Below are 24,007 nucleotides of genomic sequence, written 5' to 3' on the forward strand. Positions count from 1 at the left end.
TTCATAGAATCGCTTATCCTACTCTATGGCGCCTTCGGACCGAATTATGCGGATGCAGCGCAAAAGTTGCCCGCGGCCTTTCCCGAAGGCGGACGAAGGCACGGGAAGTTCCTCCTTCGCTTGAAGCCATGGAAGCCGCCGCGCAGCGCGGCATAAAAACGTAAAGGGACGCAGGCGGAAAATTCCGCCTGCGTCCCTTTTTCACTTCAACGATCCCCATCCTAGCGCCCGGTCACGATCTCCCCCGGCCAGGACAGCATGCCGCCCTCGACGTTGACCGCGTCGTAGCCGATCGCGTTCAGATAGTCGCAGGCGCGTCCGCTGCGCGCGCCGCTGCGGCAGATGAGCCAGATCGTGCCGTCCTCCGGACGGAGCTCGTCCATGCTCTCCTGCAGGCGCGAAAGCGCGACATGGCGCGCCTCGGCGATATGCCCGTCCTCCCATTCCTCGTCCTCGCGCACGTCCACGAGATTGATCGCTTCGCCTTGCTCGAGCCGCTTCAGCAGCTCCTCTGTCGTCTGCACCTTGCTCACTGCTCCGATTCCCCTTCCAGCTTCTCCCTGATTTTAGCTCCATACTCCGCATGCGCGGCCAAGTGGTCCCAGCCGCGGGAGCCGGACAGCGCCTGCAGCCGCATCCGCTTGAGCGACAGCTGCTGGCCGAGGCTGCGGCGCTCCTCCTCGTCGCGGCATAGCGCCAGCAAGCCGTTCAGGCTGGCGATGTCGCGCGAGAGCTGCACCTCCTCGGGCACCATGCCCGCATTTTTGAGCATGCGGTAGCCGGCTCGCAGCTCCTCCGGCACATGCGCCAGATCGTCGAGCTCGAGCGGCCTGCCTTTGCCTGCCAGCCCTTCGAATTCCCCTCTCTCCATCGCCTCGCGAATCTTCTCTTCGGCGATCCGGTAGAGGAAGTCCATCAGAGGCGGACCGCCGTGCCGCTGCAGGTGACCATCAGCATGCCGTCGCGCACGACCTCGTAGTCGAGATCGACGCCGACGATCGCGTTGGCGCCGAGGCTCGACGCCTGCTGGCGCATCTCCTCGATGGCGATGTCGCGCGCCTGCTTCAGCTTGCCCTCGTAAGCGCCGGAGCGGCCGCCTACCACATCCGTGATCGAAGCGAGGAAGTCCCTCACCACGTTCGCTCCCATGATCGCCTCTCCGTTCACGATGCCCACATACTCGCGGATCGGCCGGCCCTCTACGGACGGCGTCGTCGTAATCAGCATATCGCTTCCTCCTCATTGGATATCGGCTGCCCGGCGCTCCTCACGGAGCGCTCTCCGTCCATTCTACCTCCAGCAGCCGGCCCTCTTCAACCCGCACGCGGCAGACGACCGCCGCCGGCACGCCGGACTTCGGCTCGAGCACGAGCTTGAAGCGATGCTCCACCGAGCCGCTTTGGCCTGGAAAGGCTCCTTCGTAGCGGTAGTCCCGGATGCCGGCTCCATACTTCTTCATCGTCTGCTCGACCGCGAGCCTGCCCCATCTCGCGTAGGCAGGAGCCGCATGCGAAGGCGCCGCTGCGACAAGCGCCGGGACCGCTCCCCCTGCCGGCCCCTCCGCTGACGCCCCCGCCGCGCAGGCGCTGCCCGCAACGGCGGCCAGCAGCCCCGTTCCGACCGCCAGTCCTGTCAGGATCGCTTTCATGCGCCCGCCTCCTTTCGTTTTCCCTAGCTTTTCCCGTGAAAAGAAAAAGCATCCTGCCCGATGAGGGCAGGATGCTCGCTGTCGCGGCGGATCCGCGCATCCTGCCCAAGAGGGCGGGATGCGGGAGCCGTCATTCCGCAGCCGGAGAGGCGGCGACGCCATCGCGCTGCCGCTTGGCGCGGCGGCGGTTCAGGAACTCGTACACGACCGGCACGATGATGAGCGTCAGCAGCGTCGAGCTGATGAGGCCGCCGATGACGGTCACGCCGAGTCCTTTGGAGATGAGCGCTCCCGACTCGAAGCCGAACGCCAGCGGCAGCAGCGCGCCGACCGTGGCGAGCGCGGTCATCAGGATCGGACGCAGGCGCGTGCCTGCCGCCTCGAGCAGCGCCTCGCGCACGCTCAGCCCGTCACGCTCCATGTGGATGACGCGGTCGATGAGCACGATCGCGTTCGTGACGACGATCCCGATCAGCATGAGCATGCCGATGAGCGCGGTGACGCTGACCGTCTCGCCGGCGATCAGCAGGCCGACCAGCGCGCCGATGACGGTGAACGGCAGCGAGAACAGGATCGTGAGCGGCGTCAGCGCGCCGCCGAACGTGATGACGAGCACGAGGTAGACGACCGCGACCGCGACGAGGATCGCCAGGCCGAGCTGGCGGAACGATTCGTTGATGTCCTCGGTCACGCCGCCCATCTCGACGTCGACGCTCGCCGGCAGCTGCAGGCCGTCGATGACCGCCTGCACGTCGCGCGACGCCTTGCTGATGTCGCTCGACGTCACGTCGGCCGTCACGTCGGCGTAGACGCGGTCGCCTTTGCGGGTGATCGTGTTCGGCGACGTGCCTTCCTCGATCGTCGCGACGTCGGACAGCTTGACCGTCGTGCCGAGCGGCGTGACGATCGGCGTGTTCTCCAGCGCGGCCTTGTCCGCGTACGTCCGCTCCTCGGTCTTGAGGTAGACGTTCAGATTGCTGCCGTCTTTCTCGATCGTCGTCACGAGCGGACGCTCGCGGACCGGGCTGAGCGCCATCGCCAGCTGGCCGGCGCTGAGCGCGTTCTCGCTGAGCTTTTTCTTATCGGCGACGATGCGGTACTGCTCATATGTCTCCGACAGGCTCGTATCGAGGTTGGTCAGATGCTCGATGCCGTCCAGCTTTTGCTTGAGGTCGGATACGACCGGCTCCAGCGCCGCCATGTCCGGCCCGAAGGCGGTGACGGTCAGGCTGCTGCCGCCGAGGCCGCCGCCGGTGAAGTCCTGCTGCTTCCATTCGCCCTTGCTGCCGCTTTCCTGCAGCAGCTCGACGACGCGCTCCTTCTCGGCGTCGAACTCCTTGTAGTCGGAGCTGTACCGGAGGTTGAACAGCGCCTGCTTGGAAGCGCCCGGATTCAGCGGGTTGCCGCCGCCGATGGAGTATTGCACGATCTCCACGCCTTCGCGCTCCAGCAGCTTTTTCTCCGCGTCCAGCGCGTATTTCTCCACGTCCTCCAGCTTCTCGCCCGGCGCCGGGTTGTACGTGACGATCATGGAGTTGTCGCCCGTATTCGGGATGAAGCTGACGCCGATGAGCGGGAACAGGAACAGGCTGCCGACGAGCAGCAGCGTCGCCGCTCCGAAGCTGATGCCCTTGTGGTCGAGCGTCCAGTTCAGCAGACGCTTGTAGCTGTTCGCCAAGCGGCTCGGCTTGTCCTCATGCTTCGTGCCCTTGAGTCCCTTGCGGAACATCATGTGGGCGAGCATCGGCACGATCGTGATCGCGACGAGCAGCGAGGCGAGCAGCGCGAAGACGATCGTCAGCGCGAACGGCAGGAAGATCTCGCCGATCGGGCCCGTGACGAGGCCGAGCGGCAGGAACACCGCGATCGTCACGACGGTCGAGGCGAGGATCGGCACGAACATCTCGCGCGTCGACTCGAGGATGAGCGATTTGCCCGTCAGCTTCTCGCCGGACATCGCCATGCGCCGGTAGATGTTCTCGATGACGACGATCGAGTCGTCGACGACCCGCCCGATCGCGACGGTCATCGCGCCGAGCGTCATGATGTTGAGCGTGATGTCCATCTCCTGCAGGACGAGCACCGCGATCAGCAGCGACAGCGGGATCGAGACGACCGCGATGATCGTCGAGCGCAGGTCGCGCAGGAAGATGAGGATGATGAGCACCGCGAACGCCGCGCCGAGCACCGCCTTGGACAGCATCGTCTCGACGGACTCCTTGATCGGCTTGCCCTGGTCGAGCGTCACCGTGGAGCTGAGCCCCTCATGGCTGCCGGCCAGCTCGGCCATGCGCTCCGATACGGCGTCGGAGACGTCGACCGTGTTGGCGTCGGCCGCCTTGACGATCGAGACGCCGATCGCGTCCTTGCCGTTCGTGCGGGAAATGGATTCCGCCTTGTCGAGCACGGTCACGTCGGCGACCTGGCTCAGCTTGACGGTCGGCAGCTTGACGCCGCCTGCCGCCGCTCCGCCAGCGGCTCCGGCTGCGCCGCCTTGGCCTGCGCCAGCCTCTGCGCCGGCACCGCCTGGCGCTGCGCCGCCTTGGCCCGCGCCGGCACCCGCGCCGGCAGCTCCGGCTCCGCCTGCGGCGGACGGCATCAGCGGGATCTCGACGTTCAGCAGATCCTGCTCGGTCAGCACGCGGCCGTCGACGACGACCGATTTCTCGGCGTCGCCGAACGGGAAGATGCCGAGCGGCACGCTGACGGCGGCCGCCTTGATCGCATTTTGCACCGATTCCGGGGTCAGGCCGTACTTGGCCAGCTCCTCGGCCTTATAGCTGAGCTCCGCCTCGGTCACGTTCTGGCCGGAAATCTGCACGGACGCGACGCCCTCCACGGACTTCAGCTCCGGCAGGATCTCGTCCTCGACCGTCTTGGTCAGCGCGACCAGATCCTGCGAGTCGCTGGAGATGCTGAGCGACAGCACCGGGAAGGCGTTCAGGCTGATCCGCGACACGCCCGGATCCTGGATGCCCTCCTTGAAGTCGAGCCCGTCCAGCGCCTTGCGCACCTCGTCCTGGGCTTTGTCCATATCCTTGCTGTAGTCGTACTCGATGATGATCGACGAGGCGTTTTCCATCGAGGTGGACATGACGTCCTTGACGCCGTCCAGATTGCGGGTCGCCTGCTCGATCGGCAAGGTGACCTCGTTCATGATCTCCTCGGGCGAAGCCCCCGGATAGACGGTCGTCACGCTGACGATCGGCACCGTAATGTCCGGCAGCGTCTCCATCTTCATGTTCGTGCCGGCGTAGACGCCTCCGAACAGGACGATGATCGTCATGATCCATAGCGCGAACTTGTTGTTCAAGGAAAAATTGATGATGCTCTTCAAGCCGACATCCACTCCTTTTCTCTATCAAGCGAAAAATATCGTTGCTCTATGGTCAACGCGGCCGCAGCCGCGATGCTCCCCCTACCCGCGCAGCCGATAGCCGACTCCCCAGACGGTCTCGACATACTTCGGCTCGGACGGCGACTCCTCCAGCTTCTCGCGCAGGCGGCGGATGTGCACCGTCACCGTCGCGATGTCGCCGAGCGAGTCGTAGCCCCAGATGCGCTCGAACAGCTCCTCTTTGCTGTATACCTTGCCCGGATGGGAGGCGAGCAGCTGAATCAGCTCGAACTCCTTGTTCGTGAGGCCCTTCTCCTCGCCGTTGACGAATACGCGATGCGACGCCTTGTCGATGAGCAGCCCGCGCACGCGGATCTGCTCCTGGACGGTGCCGGACTGTCCGGTCAGACGGTCGTAGCGGCTCAAGTGCGCCTTCACGCGCGCGACCATCTCCCCCGGACTGAACGGCTTGGTCATGTAGTCGTCCGCGCCGAGCCCGAGGCCCCGGATCTTGTCGATATCCTCCTTGCGGGCGGTGATCATCAGGATCGGGACCTCCTTGTCCTGACGGATCCGCCGGCAGATCTCGAAGCCGTCGAGCATCGGCAGCATGACATCCAGCACGATGAGGTCGAACCGCTCGTTGAGCGCCCGCTCCAGCCCGCTGTCGCCCCGATGCTCGATGCTGACGGCGAACCCGTAGCTTTCGAGATAATCGCGCTGAAGCTCCGCGATGGAGCTCTCGTCTTCGATGATGAGGATCTTCTTCACGGCTGAGCCTCCTTTTCCCGGTCCGCGGCGAGCGGCAGCTCGATGACGAACGCCGCTCCGCCATGCGGACGATTGGCCGCCTCGATCTTGCCGCCGTGCTCCTCCACAATCTGGCGGACGATCGCGAGGCCGAGGCCGCTGCCGCCGGTTTCCGAGCTGCGGGACAGCTCGGCCCGATAGAAGCGGTCGAACAGATGCGGCAGCGCGGCAGCCTCGATGCCCGGCCCGTTGTCCTCGACCGTCAGGCGGGCGAAGCTGCCGCGCGCCTCCAGCGTCGCCGATACGGCAGGCGGATCGCTCCGATCCGGCCCTCGCATCGACATGTACTTCGCGCTGTTGTCGAGCATGTTGCCGAGCGCTCGGCTGAGCTTTTCCGCATCCGCCCGCACAGGCAGCGGCGACTCGCCGGCCTTCACGGCCAGCGCGATGCCCCGCTTCTCCATCTCGAAGTGCTGGTCCTCCATATAGTGGACTACGAATGCCCGCAGGTCCATCCGCGCGAAGTGGAACTCTTCCTTGTGCAGGTCGAGCTTGGAATAGAGGAACAGCTCGTCGATCAGCCGGTCCATCCCGTCCGCCTTGGCGTAGACGGTGCGGATGTACTTCTCCTGCTTCTCCGGGGTGTTGGCGACGCCGTCCATGATGCCCTCGATGTAGCCTTTGATCGCGGTGATCGGCGTCTTGAGGTCATGCGAGATGTGCGACAGCAGCATCTTGCGGTTCTCCTCGTACTGCTGCATCTGCTGGATCGTATCCTTGAGGCGCTGCCGCATCTCCTCGAACGCCGTCCCGACCTCGCCGAGCTCGTTGCGCGAGCGGGGCAGCGGCACCGGCTCGAGGTTGCCCTCCTTGAGCGACAGCGCGGCGTCCCGCAGCGTCGACAGCGGCCGCACGATGCTGCGAGAGACGACGACCGTCATGAACACGCTGACGAGCCCGACGAGCAGCAGCAGGCCGAGGCCGCTCACCGGCCGCCAGATGACCGGGATGTCGTCCTTGCGGAAAATGAGCGCCGCCTCGGAGGCGGTTCCGTCGCCGAAGCGGAAATCGGTTGTGAACACGCTGAACGAGAAGCCGCCGACCGTCATGTCGACGGAATGGCCCTTGCGGTCCGAAAACCAGGCTTGCGGATCCTTGCTCGCCTCCGCCAGTCCCGAGACGTACAGTCCGCGGCCCGGAATCGTCAGCACGAAGCCGCTGCCGACCGTCTCGAGCCGCTCGTCGATGTCGGCGACGTAGGACGCGTCGAGCAGCTTGTCCGCATCGTGGTTCAGCACGTACCACATCTCGCCGAGCTGCACCGACTGGCGGTACGTCTTGTCGCGGTTCTTCTCGAAGAAGTCGCGCATGTCCTCGTAGCCGAGCAGATAGATGACGAACATCATCAAAATGCCGAGCAGCACGACCGGAATGGCCGCCATCGCGATGTAGGACAGCAGCAGCCTGATGCGGATCGACAACGGATCACCCCCTGAAGCTTTCGGTCCTGCTGCGCCATATCCAGTGTAACCGACAGATCTAAACGATTGCGGACGCAATTCTTACAAAAGTATAAACCATTTCCATCCGTTTCATCATGGATGCCGGAGGAACAGGCTTGGACGGCTGCGGAGCCAAAAACATCCCTGACCTGACCGCGCGGTCCCGATCCAACTGCCGATAACGATTGGCGCTAGGGAGCCCCTCAGACGCGAAAAGGCTCCCTCACGGGTGAATTTGGCGCTAGGGAGCCCCGCGCCCGGCCGCCGAGGGACGCCCCGAAGAAGTCCCTTTTCGCTAAAAAAGGACCCTCGGAGGGTCCTTCAAACGGCGGGGCCGGACCGGCTCTCCGAGCGTCTACGGGCACCGCCCGCGCCGGCGGCGGCAGCGCGCCCGGACGGCACCGCGGAAAGCGCGACGAAGGCGATCGAGAGCAGCCACACGTAGCCGATCCAGAGCGGCAGGTCGGATGCGGCCATCGGCCCGCCGATGTCCCGCGCCATCGCCGCCGCCTTGTAGCCCGCCGCGAGCAGCGGCACGAGCGCGGCACCGGCCAGCTTGCGCAGGATGCGGCCCGGACGGAGCAGCAGCCCGGCGGCGAACAGTCCGAACAGCAGCGAGCTGCAGGCGGCGACCAGCCAGAGCACGGGATTGTCCGGCGACGGGGCGAGCAGCAGCTTGGGCGCGAACAGCAGCAAGCCGCACGTTCCGGCGAGCGTCCAGCCGCCGAGCTTGGCGAGCGGCCGGACAGCCGGACGTCCCGGGCGCGCCGAGCGGGAGGCGCGTCGCCAGCGCGCGTAGTCCGCCGCGAGCCAGCACGCTCCGGCGAGCAGGCCGAGCAGCGAGAACAGGTACTGGAGCCAGCGATACAGCGGCAGCCCGGCATGACGCGCGTGCATCAGGTCGGACTGCCACAGCACGAACCAGCCATGCGTATGCGTCATCCCGTCGACGAGCAGATGGCTGAGGAAGCCGATATAAAGCGACAGCAGGAACCAGCCGGCCGCGCGCGGCGTCAGCAGCGGCTCGCGCCGTTCGGCGAGCCGGTCGGCCGCGTAGCGGTCGAGCCGCAGCGCGGCCGGCAGCAGCCTCGGCAGCAGCGGCGCGAGCACGAAGCGCCAGGCGGCAGCGGCGGCGATGCTGAGCGGCACGCCGAGCAGCAGGAAGCCTTGCCACGAGTGGCCGATCGAGCGGAACGGCTCCATGGCGACGAAATATTCCATGTCCGGCGTCATGCTGCCGAGCAGCAGGCCGGAGAGGCTGAGGCTCGGCGCGAGCCGGCGCAGCGGCACGGCGAACAGCGGATGCGAGAATGTGAACGGCATGGCGGCCTCCTTTCCCTCTGGAACGAGCGCCGCCTCCTCGCTTTCTCGGGATGCCGGCGGCCTCTTTTCCGCTACGACGAGCGGGGGCTGGAAAAAGCTTCTTCCGAACAGAGGCCGGCCGCTCTAATCATCGGATTCAGCCAGCGCTCTCCGGCTCGCCTCGTCCACGGCGCAGCATGCCTCCGGCGAACAGCAGCGTGCCGATCCAGCCGCAAGCCGAGGCGAACAGCAGCATCCAGCTCAGCGTCAGATGGCCGGAAAGGCCGGTGCTGAGCAGCGGCCCGACCGTGCCCCGGATGCCGAACAGCATGAGGTGGATCGAGAAGACGGCTCCCTCGCGCCCAGGCGCGAGGCGGAAAATGAACGCCAGGATGCCGATGTCCCAGATCGCCTCGCCCATGCCCTGGATGAAGTTGCCGAGCATGACGGCCTCGTACGTGCCCCAAAGGCCGTACAGCATCGGTACGACCGCGTACGCGCCGATGCCGGCGAGCAGCGTGTAGCGGATGTCGAATCGGTCCAGCATGCGCCCGGCCACCAGATAGGTCAGCAGCAGCGCCGTAAAGTAGGCGACGCGCGTCAGGCCGATCTCGGCATTGGACAGGCCGAGGTAGGAGACCTGGAAAATCTGGTAGAGCGGATAGGCGAGCATGTTGCCGAAGCCGGCGAACATCGTCGCGCCGAGAAACGCCGCCAGCGGCCGGTTGCTCTTGACGAGCTCCCATTGGGACCGGGGGCTGAAGCGCGGCGGCGCCGTCCGGCGCGGCGGCTCCTTGCGCAGCTTCATCGTCTGGAACAGCAGGATCGACGCGACGCCCATGAGCGATGCCGCCGCGAGCGGGCCGGACGGACCGGACGCCTCGGCCCAGATGCCGACCAGATACGACATCGGAATCATGAGCACGCCGGAGGCCATCCGTACATAGCCCATGAGGCGTCCCCGCAGGTCGGGCGGATAGACCTTGGGCAGGAAGGCGGCGTAGGCCGGCGCCTGGATGCCCATCAGCAGCTGGAAGGCGAACGCCGTCGCCACGTACACCTGCGGATCCGGGAACAGGGCCGGGAGCAGGATGAGCAGCCGTCCGACCAGATTGGGCAGGACGACATAGGGCTTCGGCTTGCCGCTGCGCTCGATCAGCGCCGCCCACAGCGGGGAGAAGATGAGCCCGACAGCGGGCGCGGCGGCGAGCAGGCCTGCCTCCGCGTTGCTCGCTCCCTGCTTGAGCGCGAACGTGATGAAAAACTGGTTCATGACGACGTTGAACAAGCTGAACAGGCAGGTCGCCGCAAGGTCGATCCTCGCGTTGAGCCAGACTCGCGGGCTCATGACCATGCCGAATTTCAGCAGACGGGCCCTTCCTGGCCGTCCTTCTGCTTGCACTTGATGCACCTTCGCTTCTTCGGTTGATCTCGCCGGACTGGCTCACGTCGCCTCGCCCGGCCGCATCCACATTATCTTCCAACAGAACCGGCGTGTACATCTTTTTTTAGCGCATCGCCAGCAGCAGCAGCCACGCCGCCGCCGCGGCCAGCAGCAGCGCGTCCTTGCGGGCGAGCCGCAGCCGGAACGCCGACGTCTTGACTGCGGCGCCGTGCCCGAAGCCTCGCGCCTCGAGCGCGTCGGCCACCGCGTCGCCGAGCCGGATGAGCGACAGCAGGAACGGTAGCACGATGCGGGAAAGCATCGCCGCCGGGACCTTGCCTGGACGAGCGGCGAGCTTGCCTCGGGCGGCGGCGATGCGGCTGTAGCGGCGCCACTCGCCGGCGAGCAGAGGCAGGAAGCGGAACAGCAGCGAGATGGACAGCGTCAGCCGCGATACCGGCACGCCGAACCGGACGAGCGGCCGCAGCAGCTGGTCCGCCGCCCGCTGCAGCCGGAAAGGCGGCAGCAGCGAGAGCAGCGGCAGGCCGAGCAGCAGGACGGCGAACAGGCGAGACAGCTTGAACAGCGTCTGCGCCGCGGCCGCGGCATCGAACGCTGGCGGCGACAGCTCCATGCCCGCGACGGCCGCCAGCGTCAGCGCGAAGACGGCATAGCCGCGCGCCAGCGGCAAATAAAGGCCGATGCGCTCGCGCTGGAGGACCGCCAGCAGCGCCGCCCCAGCCAGCGCGAGCAGCAGGCCGGGCCAGCGGTCTTGCGCCATGATGCCGGCGCCGACCAGCAGATACGACGCGATCAGCGCGCGCGGATCGGGCAAGCCGCTGTCCGGCAGGCGCGTCGCCGCGGAGGCGGCGACAGGAGCAGGCCCGGACTGGCGCTGCGCGGACGGTTCGCCGGCCGGGACGGCGGCCGTCGTCTTCGCGGCGGCGATGCCGGGCGCGGCGGCAAGCTCCGTCCGGACAGGGCCGGCCGCCGCCAGCCGCTCCGCCAGCTCCTCCGGCTCGAGCCAGAGCCTGCCGTCCGCAGCCGCGCCGAAGCGCGCCGCCGCCAGCAGCGGCGGCGGGGCGGCGCGGTCCCCGCGCTCCGCCAGCCGGCGAGCATATTCCGGCGCGGGCAGCAGCTCCTTGAGCCTGCCGTCTTCCATGACGGCGACGCTGTCGGCTATCGGCAGCAGCGCGGCGAGGCTGTGGGCCGACACGATCGCCGAGCCTCCGCTCGCCCGGTGCCGCTGCAGCAGCTCCGTCAGCCGTTCGAGTCCTTCGGCGTCAAGTCCGGCCGCCGGCTCGTCGAGCAGCAGCCATTCCGGCCCGCCGACGAGCGCGCAGGCTAGGGCGAGACGGCGCTGCTGGCCGCCGCTCAGCGTCAGCGGATCCTGCTCCAGCAGACGTTCCGGCAAGCCGGCCCGCCGCAGCGAGTCCGCGATAGCGGCGGCGCGCCGGGACGGCGGCAGCCGGAACGGCCGCGCGGAGTAGTCGAGCTCCTCGCGAACCGTCCGCGCGAACCATTGCGTCTCGGACTGCTGCAGCGTCGCTCCGAGCTGGAGCAGCGCCGCCCGGTTCGGCCTCTTGCCGAGCCAGAGCGGCTCGGAGCCGTACCGGATCGACCCTGACGAAGGCTCGCGCAAGCCGGCCAGCGACTCCAGCAGCGTCGACTTGCCGGAGCCGTTGCTGCCGGCGAGCAGCAGGATGCGTCCCGGCGGCAGCCGCAGCTCCGTCGGCTCCCCTTTTCCGGGAGCGGCCGCGTCGGGACGGAACCCCTCCACAAACAGCTCCTCTGCGGCGAAGCGCAAAGGGTCGGCGACTCCCCGCTCCGCGCCGCCTGCCTCGTGCCGCTGCATCCCGGCGGATGCGGCCAGCGACTCCGCCGCGGCATTCCCCCGACTGCCGGCCGCCGCTTCCGCGCGGCTATCCGCGGACGGCTCGAACGCCGGCGCCAGCTCCTCCAGCCGCAGCGGCAGCCGGTCGAGGCGCACGCTCCGCTCCTGCAGCGCCCATGCCGCGCGTACGGGATAAGGAGCGGCCAATCCGACTCGTTCGCAGGCCGAAGCCTCTCCACCCGTCCGTTTGAAAAACGCCTCGGCAGAACCGGAATATTCGATGCTGCCTTCCGCCAGCGCCAGCACCCGATCCTCGCTCTCCAGCTCCTCCAGCCGCTGGGTGCACCAGACGACCGTCGCCCCGGCCCGATGGAGCTGCCGCACCTGACGAAGGACGAGCCGCGCCGATTCCGCGTCCAGCATCGACGTCGCCTCGTCGAACAGCAGCGCCGGCGAGCCGGCCGCGACGGCGCCGGCGATCGCGACGAGCTGCTTCTGGCCGCCGGATAGCTTCTCTGCGGGCGTATCCGCCAGCGCCGTCAGGCCGAAGCGCTCCAGCGCCTCCTCAGCCGCGTCGAGAATTCGGCTCCCCTTCATGCCAGAGTATTCGAGCGTGAGGATGAGATCCTCCCTCGCCGTCGAGCCGACAAGCGCCGCGTCGGGCTGCTGCAGCACGACGGCGAACGGACGAACGTCATAAGGAAATGCAGCCGTCCGCTGATGCCGGATTCCGTCAGGCGGCGCCCCGAGGCCGGCCAGCTCGCGGAGCAGCGTGGATTTTCCCGATCCGTTGCTCCCGCATAGAGCAAGCCAGTCTCCCTGCCGCAGCTCCAGGCTGGCCGATCCGATGATCGTCCGCAGCTGTCCCCCGGCGGCCGCCTGCACGGCATGCTCGTTCCAATAGACGAGCCGTTCCCCTTTTTCGCTTGCGCTCCGCATCGAGCCGCACCTTCCTTCTGCCCTATATTTCGCCCGATCCGCAAAAAAAACGCCTGAACCGGCTTCTCAAACCGGAACGGCTATGCTACAATCCGTTCTGTTAACCAAATCTACCAGATTCAAGTTAACCTATCAATCCGAATGTTATATCCTCAAAGGAGCGAATTTCCGAATGCCAACTGTATCTCCGCTTCGCCGCATCGTATTCATCGCCCTGTTCGCCGCGCTCTTCGTCGTCTTCAGCGCCGTCCAGATCCAAATCGGCATCTCCCCGGTTCCGTTCACGCTGCAGACGATGGCCGTCGCGATCGCCGGCACGTTCCTCGGCGCCAGAGACAGCTTCCTCAGCATCGCGCTCGTGTACGGACTTGCCGCGACCGGCTTGCCGCTCATCCGTTTCCAAGGCGGGCTCTCGCTGTTTGTCGGACCGACGGCGGGCTTCCTGTGGGTGTTTCCGATCTGCGCGCTGCTGATCGGCCTGATCGTGCCGCGCCTGCTGGTCCGCCTCTCCGGCCGCAGCCCCGTGCTGACGTTCCTCGCCGTGTTCGCCGTCCTCGAGCTGCTCGGCTCCCTGCTCGCCTACGTTGTCGGCATCCCTTGGCTGATGCAGGCGACCGGCATGAGTTTCGCTAAAGCGATGGCCGCCGGCTGCTACCCGTTCCTGCTGCCCGACCTGCTCAAAAACGTCGTCGCCGCCGGAGCCGCCGTCGCGCTGAGCGCCTATCTGCCGTCGCTGCGGCTGCTCCGTGCAGCCGATCGTCCCGACCGCCCGACTGCAGCCGCTTGAGCGCCTGCTGCCGCAACACAAAAAACAGCCGCGCAGACTGCGCGGCTGTTTTTGGCTTCCGCCGATGCTCTCAAAGGGACATGCGGTAGATGTTCCGAACGTCCTGCTCATCCAGCTTGCGGAAGTTGCCGATCTTGCGGCCCGGGGCCGCCTTGCCGGCCATCTCTTCCAGCCGGCTCTCGTCGATGCCGTAGTCGGCGAGCCGCGACGGCGCTCCGAGCGAGCTCCAGAACGCGCGCAGGCGGCGGATGCCTTCCTCCGCGATCTCGCGGTCGCTGCGTCCGTCCGTGTCGACGTCGAAGACGTTGACCGCGAACTGCTTGAAGCGGCCGACGTTGTCGTCCAGCACATACGTCATCCAGTTCGGGAACAGGATCGCCAGGCCGCCGCCATGCGGGATGTCGTAGACGGCGGACAGCGCATGCTCCATGTCATGGTTGGCCCAGTCGCCAAGCGTGCCCATCGCCAGCACGCCGTTCAGCGCCATCGTGCCGGCGTAGAGGATCGTGCCGCGATGCTCCAGGCTGGTCAGATCGTCGACCAGCTTCGGCGCGGTGTCCACGACGGCGCGCAGCACCGACTCGCAAAATCCGTCCTGCACCGGCGTCAGCGCGTCATGATGGAAGTATTGCTCGAACACATGGGACATCATGTCGACGATGCCGTACACCGTATGGTCCTTGGGCGCGGTCGCGGTGAACGCCGGGTCGAGGATCGAGAAGCGCGGAAACACATGCGGGCTGCCCCAGCCGTGCTTTTCCTGCGTCTCCTCGTTGGTGATGACCGAGCCGCTGTTCATCTCGCTGCCGGTCGCGGCCAGCGTCAGGATCGTGCCGAGCGGCAGCGCCTCCTGCACGGCTGCCTTGCGGCTGACGATGTCCCAGAAGCTGCCCTCGTAGCGCGCCGCCGCGGCGATCGCCTTGCCGCAATCGAGCGTGCTGCCGCCGCCGACGGCAAGCACCCAGTCGACGCCGTGCTCGCGGCATAGCTCCGCTCCGCGGTGGACGGTGGACAGGCGCGGATTCGGCTCGACGCCGGCGAGCTCGACGACGCTGCAGCCGGCATCGGCCAGCACGCCAAGCACCTGGTCATACAAGCCGCTGCGCTTGATGCTGCCGCCGCCGTAGACGAGCAGCACCTTGCGCCCGAGCTTGTCCGCTTCTTTGGTCAGCTGCTGCAGCTGGCCTTCGCCGAAGATGAGCTTCGTCGGGTTGTGGAATACGAATGGTCTCATGCGCTCCCGCCTCCTTTTATTCGTCGCAGCTTTCGGGATCTTCCGGACGGGCGCCGTCGAGCGTGATCTTCTCCGCCACCGTATCCTGAATGATCGAGACGACCATCTGCAGCAGGTAGTTGATGTCCGCCTGGCTCTGCTGGAACTGGCTGACGATCGGGATGCCGTCGAGCTCGTTCTGGAGGGAGTCCATCTCGCCCTCGATCTTCTGCACCATCGTCGGATTTTTGAACGTCTGCTCGAAGGCGACAAGCTCCTTCTGCTTCTTTTTCAGTCCGGCCATCAGGCTCTGCACCCGCTCGTTGCCCTTGATCTGATCCTCGGCCTTGCGGAACTGCTGCACCTCGTCGGAGGAGAAGATCAGTCCGGCGAGCTCGCGCGCCTTTTGCATGATGTCCTCGCGCACAAGAAGGTCCCGCGTATCGTACACTTCGACGGGGCAGTTCGGTCCGTGGTCATGCACTTGTCCCGGCTTGAGCGCCGATGTATGCTGTTCTGCCATTGTCTATCGCTCCTGTCTGCTGACGTGTATGTAGAGCCATGCGGCGCCTGGGCCGCTAGATCTGGTTGTCCAAGTCCACATTATACCACTCCGCGGACATAAAAACGACTGCCCGGTCCGGGCAGCCGCATCGGCCGAAGATGGCGCGCGGCTCCGGCTTCCCGCGTGGAAGGCGCCGCTTCCTCAGCCGACGATCTCGGCCGTGTCGCCGTTCTTGACGCCGGCCGCGTTGGCCTCGTCGGTATCGATGTGCATGTCCAGCGCGAAGCTGTCCGACACGCGGGCGATGACGTTCTCGAAGACGAGGCCGCGCTCGCCGCCTACGCGCACCTTCAGCAGCTGCTGGTCCGCGATGCCCCAGGCCGCCGCGTCATCCGTATGGAAATGGATATGGCGCGCAGCTACGATGACGCCTTCCTCGATCGTGACCTCTCCGGCCGGTCCCGTGATCGTGATGCCGGCCGAGCCGGCGATGTTGCCGGATTCGCGCACCGGCGCGGGCACGCCGATCGCGAACGCGTCCGTGCGGGAAATTTCGAGCTGGGTCGCCTTGCGCGCCGGGCCGAGGATGCGCACTTTCGGGAAAGCGCCCTTGGGCCCTTTGACGGCGACCGTCTCGTTGGCGGCGAACTGCCCCGGCTGCGACAGCGGCTTGAACTCGGTCAGCTCATAGCCCGCTCCGAACAGCGCTTCGACATGGGCTTGCGATAAATGGATATGGCGCGCGGAGACGCCTACAGGTACCGTTTTGGTTTCAGTCATGATGCTCTTCCTTTCTCCACTCGTCGATCTTGTCGGAGCTCTTCGTTGGCACGAAGCGTCCTGCTCTCAATTATAGACCGGGCAGACCATGATGTCGAATCAAGGGACAGGCGCCGGGACGACTCTAGCAACAGCGGCATAAGCTAGGATATATCTGCTAGAGAGGAGAGATTTCATGCCAACTTTCGACAGCGTGCAGGTCACCGGCTCGACGACGCTCCAAGGGCCGGTCCAGGTCCAGTCCAATTGCAGCTTCCAGTCCAACCTTCAGGTCAACGGCAACGAGACGGTCGTCGGCGACCTTCAGGTCAACGGCAACGAGACGGTCGTCGGCGACCTTCAGGTCAACGGCAACCAAAGCATTCTCAACTTCTTTGCCGTCGGTTCCTCGGCTGCTTTCGGCGATTCCATCGTGGCGGCGAACCGGGTAAACCTGACGACCCTTCCGATTCAGAATCCGCTTGGCCTCAGCATCCTGCGGCGTCCGCTTTTACGCGACCGGATCCGAGACGCAGCCCGGGCTTGTGCTGCCGGGAACCGACGGCTTCCGCTATGTCTTGTATATCGACACGCAAGGCACGACGCCGACGCTAGCCATTCAGCGCCTTTCGCTTTAAGCATCCAGCCGATCTACATTTCATGGGAAAAAGGCGCAAGCCATCAGTCCGTCCCTTGCGCCGCTTTTTTCAATTCCTCCAGATACCGGAATCCATGCCGCCGATCCGGCTCCAGATACGTCCCCTCCGCCCATTCGTTCCAGGCATTGATGAAGAGGAACTCGCTCCGATACAGCTCCTTCGCCCTGCGGATCTGCCGGCTCAGGTACCAGCCGAATTTCTCCGGCGTTGCGCCGAGACAGCTCTGGCCTCGGCTGCCGATGCGCGGCGTATTGTCCCAGCCGACAAACGCACCCGGGAGGATCGCTTCTCCCTCGCGGCGGATCGACCGATTCAAGATCTCCATCCAAAGCGGATCGTAGTCCACGACGAGATGCGGGCCATCCGCCGTCTTGAGCCTGCGCCAGGTAGGACTGCCGGTCGCGAACGTGTAATGCGGTTCGAACTCCACGCTGGCATCGAAGCCTTTTTGGCTCCCTGCCTGGAAGCCGCCCAGCGTCCGTACCCAATAGATCCCGTCAAGCCCGTTCTTGACCGCAAGCTTCTCCCATAGGCTCCTCATTTCGTTCCAGCAGCCGATGTCGCCCGGACGATAGATGACGAATAGGGGCTTGCCTCCGACGCGTACATACCGGCTGTCCTGAAAAAAAGGAAGCACATACTCGAAATGCTCCTTCCAGTCCTTTTCCGTTCCGTACGTCTGCTTCTGGATAATCTCATGGCTGCCTCCGTCCCATTTCCGCGTCCAGGATTCGTTCGCCCACGAAAGGCAGAAAGGCAGCGTGCTGAGAGGGTCGCGAAGCTTCAGCTCCAGCGGCTTCTCCAGCAGCTTTTTCCCTTTGAACCAGTAATGGTAATAACAGAACCCATGCAGCCCGTAGGCTGCCGCCAGCGTTTCCTGGCGCCGCCTCGCGCGATCCTCCAGCAAGCAGTAATAATCGTCCGCCCACGGCTCGTTCGGCTGATGATGGCCTTTGTAGAGCGGCTTCGCTTTTTTTGTATTTGTCCACTCCGTGAATCCCTTGCCCCAGTGAAGGTCGTTTTCCGGGATCGCATGGAATTGCGGCAGCAAGTAGGCGATGAGCTTCATGGGCGGATCTCCTCACTTAAAGGCGGTTGTGAGCAATTGGAGCAGCACCGGGACATGGCTGTAATCAAACCGGCTCGCCTTGAGCATTCTGCTGGAGGCAGCCCGCTTCTCGTCCGCAGACAGGCGTTCGAAGGCGTCCAGCCTCCGAGCCAGGCCGGTCAGCGTCCGGAATCGGACGCAGCTGTCGCTTTCGTTCGAAGGAACAGGCTCCGCGGCCAGCGTCTTGAGAAAGGGAACGGTTCCGCAAGCGGCCGCTTCATACAGCAGCGTTCCGCTCCAGCTCCAGCGGATGACCGCGCGCGCGCGGTTGAGCAGCCTTGCGCGGCTCTGCGGATCAGCCGCCGCCGGTACTGATTCCAGGGGCCATCCCTTTCCGCCAGCGAGCCACTTGGCACGGGGATGCTTCCGCCGCATGGCTTGCAGCCAGCGAAGCCGGGCCGGAGTCGCGTCGTCCAGCAGCAGATAGTCGGCCCGTTCCTCTTCTTTCATCGGAAGGGGCTGGTAGATGTCGGGATCCACCGGATAGACGATCATCTCCGAGCTCGCTGCGCCGAGCTCCTCGTAGGCGGAGCAGAACTCCAGCCGCTGCGTCGCCGCCAGCTTCGCATCGCCTCCTGCCGGATGCGGACGTTCCAGCCCGTCGTCATCCAGCCACCAAACCGAGCGCGGCCACTCGCGCAGCGCCAGGACGTCGGCATGCGAGATGCCGCTGCCGTTGCCCAGCAGCAGGACCAGATCCGGATGGTACAGCGCGAGAAGCTCTTTGAGGTCCTCCCGGTAGTCGACGGCGATGACTTCCTGGACGAGCAGCCTCAGCTGCTCCGACAGGGCCATCCCGGTTTTCCATTTCGTCGCATCGAGCAACTGGACGAGCAGCACGCGCTGCTGCTTGAATCCGACTTCCGTACGGAACGGCGCGGCATGCCGAACTCCCGAAAGGGATCGACCCGATGAGGAGCCTCTAGGCCGGACCCGCATCGGCTTCGGCTTCAGTTTGCTTCGCGCCTGTCTATGGAGCGGGATCTTTCCGGTTCGGACGCCCTCCGCCTTCCTGGTCCTCCTCATCCGTTCCCAGCCCCCATCGTTTTTGCTATCCTATGCATCCGGAGCACGGGAGAACAAGGCGTTTGTGCAATGGCTGCGCAAAAAAGCCGCATCGGCCCATGAAGGGCGATGCGGCGATACACGGAGGAAGCTTCGGCGAGCACGGCTTAAACGAAGTCAGCGGCCAGCTTCGCGAAGTCCTCGCGGGAGATTTTGATGTCCTGGTTCGCGAGTCCCTCTTGCTTGAACCCGGTGATGAGGTTCTCGTAGGAGCGGCGCTTCGTATCCTGGTAGATCAGGCCGGTAACGAGTCCGTTCGTCTCCATGATCTTCGTCATGGCCGCGAGGCGGTTCGACGGGTCATAGCCTTCGCCTGCCTCGCCGTCGAGGTTGACGATGTTCTCCTTGAACCAGTCGTACGTGTTGACCTTGTTGAACGTGACGCACGGGCTGAAGACGTTGATGAGCGAGAAGCCTTCATGCTTGATGCCGGCCTCGATCAGCGCGGTCAGCTGCTTGAGGTCGCTCGAGAACGACTGGGCCACGAACGTCGCGCCCGCCGACAGGGCGATCTCCAGCGGCGAGAGGACCGACTCGATCGAGCCCTCCGGCGTGGACTTCGTCTTGAAGCCCTCCGCGCTGCGCGGGGAAGTCTGTCCCTTGGTCAGGCCGTAGATCTGGTTGTCCATGACGATATAGGTCAGGTTGACGTTGCGGCGGATCGCATGCACCGTATGGCCCATGCCGATCGCGAAGCCGTCTCCGTCGCCGCCGGAGGCAATGACGGTCAGCTCGCGGTTCGCCAGCTTGACGCCTTGGGCGATCGGCAGCGCGCGGCCATGGATGCCGTGCAGGCCATAGGCGTTGATGTAGCCGGAAATCCGGCCCGAGCAGCCGATGCCCGAGATGACGGCGAGCTGCTCAGGCTCGAGTCCGACGTTCGCCGAAGCCCGCTGGATGGCGGCCTGGATGGAGAAGTCTCCGCAGCCCGGGCACCAGTTCGGCTTGACGTTGTTGCGGAATTCCTTAAATGTGGCCAATTTGGCTCATCTCCTTCGACGCTTCATAAACCTCGGACGGCAGGAACGGATTGCCGTCGTATTTGAGCAGGCTGCGGATCTTGTCCGCGCGGCCGCAATGGAGCTTGATCTGCGCCGCCAGCTGGGCGGTCGCGTTGTTCTCCAGGACGATGACGGTGCCGGCCGCCTCCAGATACGGAGCCAGCTGCTCCGCCGGGAACGGATGGATCTGGCGGATCTGGATCTGGCCGGTCGAAGCTCCGTCCCGCTCGAGACGGGTGCGCGCTTCCTCGATCGTGCCGCCGGTCGAGCCCATGCCGACGATCAGGATGTCCGGGCGCTCCTGCGGCACGTCGACGCGGATCGCCTCGGGGATGAGCAGGTTGGCCAGCTTGCCGAGACGCTTATCCATCATCCGCTTGCGGTTGAGCGCATTCTCGGACGGACGTCCGGTCTCGTCGTGCTCGACGCCGGTCACATGATGCAGGCCGCCCTTGTCGCCCGGCAGCGAGCGCGGCGATACGCCGTCCTCGGTGAGCTCGTAGCGCTTGAACAGCACGTTCGGCTCGAGCTCAGGCAGCTCGCGCTGCAGCTTGCCGCGGCGGATCTCGATGCGGTCGTAGTCGAGCGGCTCGCAGCTCTGCTTGCCGAGCGACAGCTGCAGGTCCGTCATGAGGATGACCGGTACCTGGTACTCCTCGGCGATGTTGAACGCCTCGACCGTATCGTAGAAGCAGTCCTCGATGCTCGCCGGGGCGATGACGACCTTGGGAATCTCGCCGTGCGTGCCGTAGACCATCGCATTGAGGTCGGACTGCTCCTGCTTGGTCGGGAGTCCGGTGGAAGGACCGCCGCGCTGCGTGTCGACGATGACGAGCGGCTGCTCTGTCATGCCGGCGAGGCCGATCGCCTCCATCATGAGGGACAAGCCGGGGCCGGCGGATGCGGTCATCGTCCGCACGCCGGCGTAGTTCGCGCCGATCGCCATCGTGACGGCCGCGATCTCGTCCTCCGTCTGCACGACCGTGCCGCCGAACTTCGGCAACTTCTTGATGAGGTATTCCATGATCTCGGACGCCGGCGTGATCGGATAGGCGCTCATGAGGCGGCAGCCCGCGGCTACGGTGCCGAGGCCGATCGCCTCGTTGCCGATCATGAACAGCTTCTGCTTGCCGTCGGCCGGCTCCAGCGCGAACGCCTCCAGCGGTCCCCCTGCCTGCCCGAGGACGAATTCGGCGCCGCGCTTGACGGCTTCGACGTTCTTTTCGACGATCGCCGGACCTTTGCGTCCGAACTCTTCCTCGACCGCCTGGTTGAACACCTCAAGCGGCAGGCCGAGCAGCGCCCAGGAAGCGCCGGAGGCGACCATGTTCTTCATGAGGGACGTTCCGAGCTCTTCGGCGATCGCCGTGATCGGCACGGCGAACAGGCGGGCGTCGATGCCCTCCGGCAGCTCCGGCTTGAATTTCGCGTCGGCGACGACGACTCCGCCGGGGCGCAGCTCCGGCGCGTTGAGGTCGATGCTCTCCTGATCGAATGCGACAAGAATATCGAGATCGTCCGAGATCGCTCGGATCGGCTGCGTGCTGATGCGAATCTTGTTATTGGTATGGCCGCCCTTGATTCTCGAAGAAAAGTGGCGGTACCCGTACAGATAGTACCCGAGACGGTTGAGGGCGGTGGAGAAGATCCGGTCCGTGCTTTCCACGCCTTCTCCCTGCTGGCCCCCGATCTTCCAAGACAGCTGACTAATCACGATAAGTCCAACTCCTCATCTGCTGTGAGAACTGCTTTCAATCCTTCTAAATTTTATGCCTCGCTATTGAAAAATGCAAGGAAATATCGGAACTTGCCGCATTCGGCATTCCAATGAAAGCGATAAAGATTCCTGATAAAGCAGTCATATCCGTTTAATCCGGGAGGTTTTTCAATAAAAAGCGGACCGCGTTGCCGCCCAGGAGCTTTTCGGCGAACGTCGCGCCGTAAGCCCGCTCGACTTCCTGCCGCACATGGACCGCTTCGCCGGCATGGCGCAAGCCTTTCGCATATTGCTCGATGCCGTCGAAATCCGATCCCAGCATCAATTGGTTTTCCCCTCCGAGGGAGCAGATATGTTCGATATGAGGCAGCAGGTCGCGCGCCTCGGCCTGCCCGCGATCCGTCATGAAATAAGGCACGTAGGTCAGTCCGATGCGGCCGTCCATGGCGATCAGAGCGCGCAGTTGGTCGTCGGTCAGGTTGCGCGGATGCGGGCAGATGCGCCGCGAGTTGGAATGGGAAGCGATCAGCGGCCGTTCGGTCCGCTCGACGAGCTCCCAGAAGCCGGTGTCGGTCAGATGGGAGACATCCAGCATCAGGCCGAGTTCGCGCGCCTCATCGACCAGCTTCCGGCCTTTGACGGTCAGCCCACCTTGCCTCGGCTCCAGCACGCCGTCCGCGGCCCAGTTGGCGTAGTTCCACGTCAGCCCGAGCACGCGCACCCCGAGGGCGAATGCCGTCCGGAGCAGCGCCCCGTCTCCTTGCAGCGCATCCGCTCCCTCCAGCGTCAGCAGCGCGGCGATCTTGCCCTCCTGCAGCGCCCGCTCCAGATCGCGACGTCCGCGAATCTTCCGGTACCCGGCATGAGCGGCGATCTTCCGCTCGAACAGATCAATCGACCGGAGCACCGCATCCATCGTCTTCGGCTTCGATTCCGTCAAATAGATCGCATAAGCCTGAAGCATGTAGCCGCCCGCCCGCTGACGGTCGAGCGTCGCGTCGACCGTGACCGGCCCGTGATTGTTGGCCGAGTCGATCGGATCTAGATCGGGATCCGCCAGCAGCTTGCTCAGCACGTCGCAGTGGAAATCTGCGATGAGGCCCTCTTGGCCCAATTCCTTCACGTTCAATTCGTCCGCCTCCTGTCCGTTCGCGGCCCCCGATGCCGGCCTTTCCTCTACGTTATGCCGCCGGCTCGACGAAAACGCAAAAAAACCTGCTTACGCCGTAAACAGGTCGTTGCCTATGAGACTTATGCTCCGCTCAGCGAGGCTCTACGATCAGCTTGATTGCGGTTCGGTCCTCGCCGTCGATGACGATATCGGTGAAAGCCGGGATGCAGATCAGGTCAACGCCGCTCGGCGCGACGAATCCCCTTGCGATCGCGACCGCTTTGACGGCTTGATTCAAGGCGCCTGCTCCGATCGCTTGAAGCTCGGCCGCACCACGCTCCCGGAGAACTCCTGCCAGCGCCCCTGCTACGGAATTAGGATTGGACTTTGCGGAAACTTTTAAGACGTCCATGTCGAGTACCTCCTCAGGAATAGTGGCGTATCCCTATATCCCTAAACCTATTCGAGAGAGGACAAAAAATTCCTTCTTCCGCAGCGCATTACCCCTGCCATGCGATGTCAGGTCAAGAGGCAGCTTAAAACATCGCGAGCGACGTTTCCGTCAGCCGAATCTTCTCGAACCGCTGCGCCCGTCCTGTCGCTTCATCCAGCACAGCCAGCACGCCGTGCAGATGCCAGTCTCCCTCCGCCACGACGAAGCGCGACGGCAAGCCGGTCAAGAACTTGTGCAGCACCGCATCGCGCTCCATCCCGAGGATGCCGTCCATCGGCCCCGTCATGCCGACATCGGTCAGAAACGCCGTGCCCTCCGGCAGAATCCGGTCATCGTTCGTCTGGACATGCGTATGGGTGCCGACGACGATGGAAGCCCGGCCATCCAGATACCAGCCCATCGCGATCTTCTCCGATGTCGCCTCGGCATGGAAATCGACGAGCACGCAGCTCGTCTCGCGCTTCAGCCGCTCCAAATGCGCGTCGGCCGTCTTGAACGGGCAGTCGTTCGGAGGCAGGAACGTGCGTCCCTGGACGTTGAGGATGCCCAGCTTTTTGCTGCCGGCCTTGATGACCGTGGAGCCGATGCCAGGAGCTTCGCTCGAGAAGTTCGCCGGACGGACGAGCCGCGATTCGTCGTCGATCCAATCGAACAAATCCTTGTTGTCCCACGTGTGGTTGCCCATCGTGATGCCATTCACGCCCCAGTCGAAGAACTCTTTGGCGATCGCGGCGGTGATGCCGCGGCCGGCGGCGGCGTTCTCGCCGTTGACGATGACGATGTCCGGGTTGTGCTTGGCTCGGAGCGCGGGCAACGCCTTGCGCAGCGCCGCTCGGCCGACGTTGCCGACGATGTCGCCGATAAACAGAACTTTCATTCTTGTTGCCTCCTGTCATGACAAAATCCCGCTCCGGCAGGAGCGGGATGGTCTG

General features: G+C 64.9%; 21 protein-coding genes. 1 reads left to right on the forward strand and 20 read right to left on the reverse strand.

Annotated features, from left to right (window positions below; genetic code table 11):
• Positions 1 to 221 precede the first annotated feature (221 nt).
• The 10 genes from H582_RS0103180 to H582_RS29745 form a co-directional block, all read right to left on the reverse strand.
• Positions 222 to 533, reverse strand: coding sequence for a rhodanese-like domain-containing protein (locus H582_RS0103180; RefSeq protein WP_174817712.1), 312 nt, complete (start codon positions 531 to 533; stop codon positions 222 to 224).
• Positions 530 to 916, reverse strand: coding sequence for a DnaJ family domain-containing protein (locus H582_RS0103185; protein WP_028597347.1), 387 nt, complete (start codon positions 914 to 916; stop codon positions 530 to 532). The genes H582_RS0103180 and H582_RS0103185 overlap by 4 nt, the downstream gene beginning before the upstream one ends.
• Positions 916 to 1,227, reverse strand: coding sequence for a YbjQ family protein (locus H582_RS0103190; protein WP_028597348.1), 312 nt, complete (start codon positions 1,225 to 1,227; stop codon positions 916 to 918). The genes H582_RS0103185 and H582_RS0103190 overlap by 1 nt, the downstream gene beginning before the upstream one ends.
• A 40-nt stretch (positions 1,228 to 1,267) precedes the next feature.
• On the reverse strand, positions 1,268 to 1,648 hold the full coding sequence (locus H582_RS25780) for a DUF3889 domain-containing protein (RefSeq protein ID WP_043110847.1): 381 nt from the start codon (positions 1,646 to 1,648) through the stop codon (positions 1,268 to 1,270).
• A gap of 130 nt (positions 1,649 to 1,778) precedes the next feature.
• Positions 1,779 to 4,985 (reverse strand): efflux RND transporter permease subunit, encoded by a 3,207-nt coding sequence (locus H582_RS0103200; protein WP_028597349.1) that lies wholly within the window; start codon positions 4,983 to 4,985, stop codon positions 1,779 to 1,781.
• Between the two features lie 81 nt (positions 4,986 to 5,066).
• Positions 5,067 to 5,756, reverse strand: coding sequence for a response regulator transcription factor (locus tag H582_RS0103205; protein WP_028597350.1), 690 nt, complete (start codon positions 5,754 to 5,756; stop codon positions 5,067 to 5,069).
• The gene (locus H582_RS0103210; protein ID WP_028597351.1) at positions 5,753 to 7,216 is read right to left on the reverse strand and encodes a sensor histidine kinase; all 1,464 of its coding nucleotides are present in this window, start codon (positions 7,214 to 7,216) and stop codon (positions 5,753 to 5,755) included. The genes H582_RS0103205 and H582_RS0103210 overlap by 4 nt, the downstream gene beginning before the upstream one ends.
• 342 nt (positions 7,217 to 7,558) lie before the next feature.
• A complete protein-coding gene (locus H582_RS29740) occupies positions 7,559 to 8,560 on the reverse strand; it encodes a DUF4184 family protein (protein WP_052332917.1) in 1,002 nt (333 codons plus the stop codon).
• 136 nt (positions 8,561 to 8,696) lie between these two features.
• On the reverse strand, positions 8,697 to 9,950 hold the full coding sequence (locus H582_RS0103220; protein ID WP_240478920.1) for an MFS transporter: 1,254 nt from the start codon (positions 9,948 to 9,950) through the stop codon (positions 8,697 to 8,699).
• Between the two features lie 97 nt (positions 9,951 to 10,047).
• Positions 10,048 to 12,696, reverse strand: coding sequence for an ATP-binding cassette domain-containing protein (locus H582_RS29745; protein WP_052332919.1), 2,649 nt, complete (start codon positions 12,694 to 12,696; stop codon positions 10,048 to 10,050).
• 172 nt (positions 12,697 to 12,868) lie between these two features.
• Between H582_RS29745 and H582_RS0103230 the strand changes: the two genes are divergently transcribed.
• A complete protein-coding gene (locus H582_RS0103230) occupies positions 12,869 to 13,483 on the forward strand; it encodes a biotin transporter BioY (RefSeq protein WP_028597353.1) in 615 nt (204 codons plus the stop codon).
• 70 nt (positions 13,484 to 13,553) lie between these two features.
• Here the strand turns inward: H582_RS0103230 and H582_RS0103235 are convergent, their stop codons facing one another.
• From H582_RS0103235 to H582_RS0103285, 10 genes are all read right to left on the reverse strand, one after another.
• Positions 13,554 to 14,717, reverse strand: a complete 1,164-nt coding sequence (locus H582_RS0103235) for an iron-containing alcohol dehydrogenase (RefSeq protein WP_028597354.1) — start codon at positions 14,715 to 14,717, stop codon at positions 13,554 to 13,556.
• A gap of 16 nt (positions 14,718 to 14,733) precedes the next feature.
• Complete coding sequence (locus tag H582_RS0103240; protein ID WP_028597355.1) at positions 14,734 to 15,219, reverse strand: YlbF/YmcA family competence regulator; 486 nt, start codon at positions 15,217 to 15,219, stop codon at positions 14,734 to 14,736.
• A 183-nt stretch (positions 15,220 to 15,402) separates the two neighbouring features.
• On the reverse strand, positions 15,403 to 15,981 hold the full coding sequence (gene pduL, locus H582_RS0103245; protein ID WP_043110849.1) for a phosphate propanoyltransferase: 579 nt from the start codon (positions 15,979 to 15,981) through the stop codon (positions 15,403 to 15,405).
• Between the two features lie 660 nt (positions 15,982 to 16,641).
• Positions 16,642 to 17,688 (reverse strand): glycosyltransferase WbsX family protein, encoded by a 1,047-nt coding sequence (locus H582_RS0103255; protein ID WP_028597358.1) that lies wholly within the window; start codon positions 17,686 to 17,688, stop codon positions 16,642 to 16,644.
• A gap of 12 nt (positions 17,689 to 17,700) precedes the next feature.
• Positions 17,701 to 18,522: a CgeB family protein gene (locus H582_RS0103260; protein WP_127464366.1), complete on the reverse strand. Its 822-nt coding sequence runs from the start codon at positions 18,520 to 18,522 to the stop codon at positions 17,701 to 17,703.
• Between the two features lie 377 nt (positions 18,523 to 18,899).
• Positions 18,900 to 19,772 carry a 2-oxoacid:ferredoxin oxidoreductase subunit beta gene (locus H582_RS0103265; protein ID WP_028597360.1) on the reverse strand — a complete coding sequence of 291 codons (873 nt, stop codon included), beginning with the start codon at positions 19,770 to 19,772 and terminating at the stop codon, positions 18,900 to 18,902.
• Entirely contained in the window at positions 19,759 to 21,507 is a 1,749-nt protein-coding gene (locus H582_RS0103270; protein ID WP_028597361.1) for a 2-oxoacid:acceptor oxidoreductase subunit alpha, read from the reverse strand. Before H582_RS0103270 ends, H582_RS0103265 begins: the two co-directional genes overlap by 14 nt.
• A 154-nt stretch (positions 21,508 to 21,661) precedes the next feature.
• On the reverse strand, positions 21,662 to 22,633 hold the full coding sequence (locus H582_RS0103275; protein WP_127464369.1) for a dipeptidase: 972 nt from the start codon (positions 22,631 to 22,633) through the stop codon (positions 21,662 to 21,664).
• Positions 22,634 to 22,772: 139 nt separating this feature from the next.
• Positions 22,773 to 23,033 (reverse strand): stage V sporulation protein S, encoded by a 261-nt coding sequence (locus H582_RS0103280; RefSeq protein ID WP_028597363.1) that lies wholly within the window; start codon positions 23,031 to 23,033, stop codon positions 22,773 to 22,775.
• A gap of 124 nt (positions 23,034 to 23,157) precedes the next feature.
• A complete protein-coding gene (locus H582_RS0103285; protein WP_028597364.1) occupies positions 23,158 to 23,952 on the reverse strand; it encodes a TIGR00282 family metallophosphoesterase in 795 nt (264 codons plus the stop codon).
• Positions 23,953 to 24,007 lie beyond the last annotated feature (55 nt).

It is taken from the genome of Paenibacillus pasadenensis DSM 19293 (assembly GCF_000422485.1).
In the GTDB taxonomy this organism is placed as follows: Bacteria; Bacillota; Bacilli; order Paenibacillales; family Paenibacillaceae; genus Paenibacillus_O; species Paenibacillus_O pasadenensis.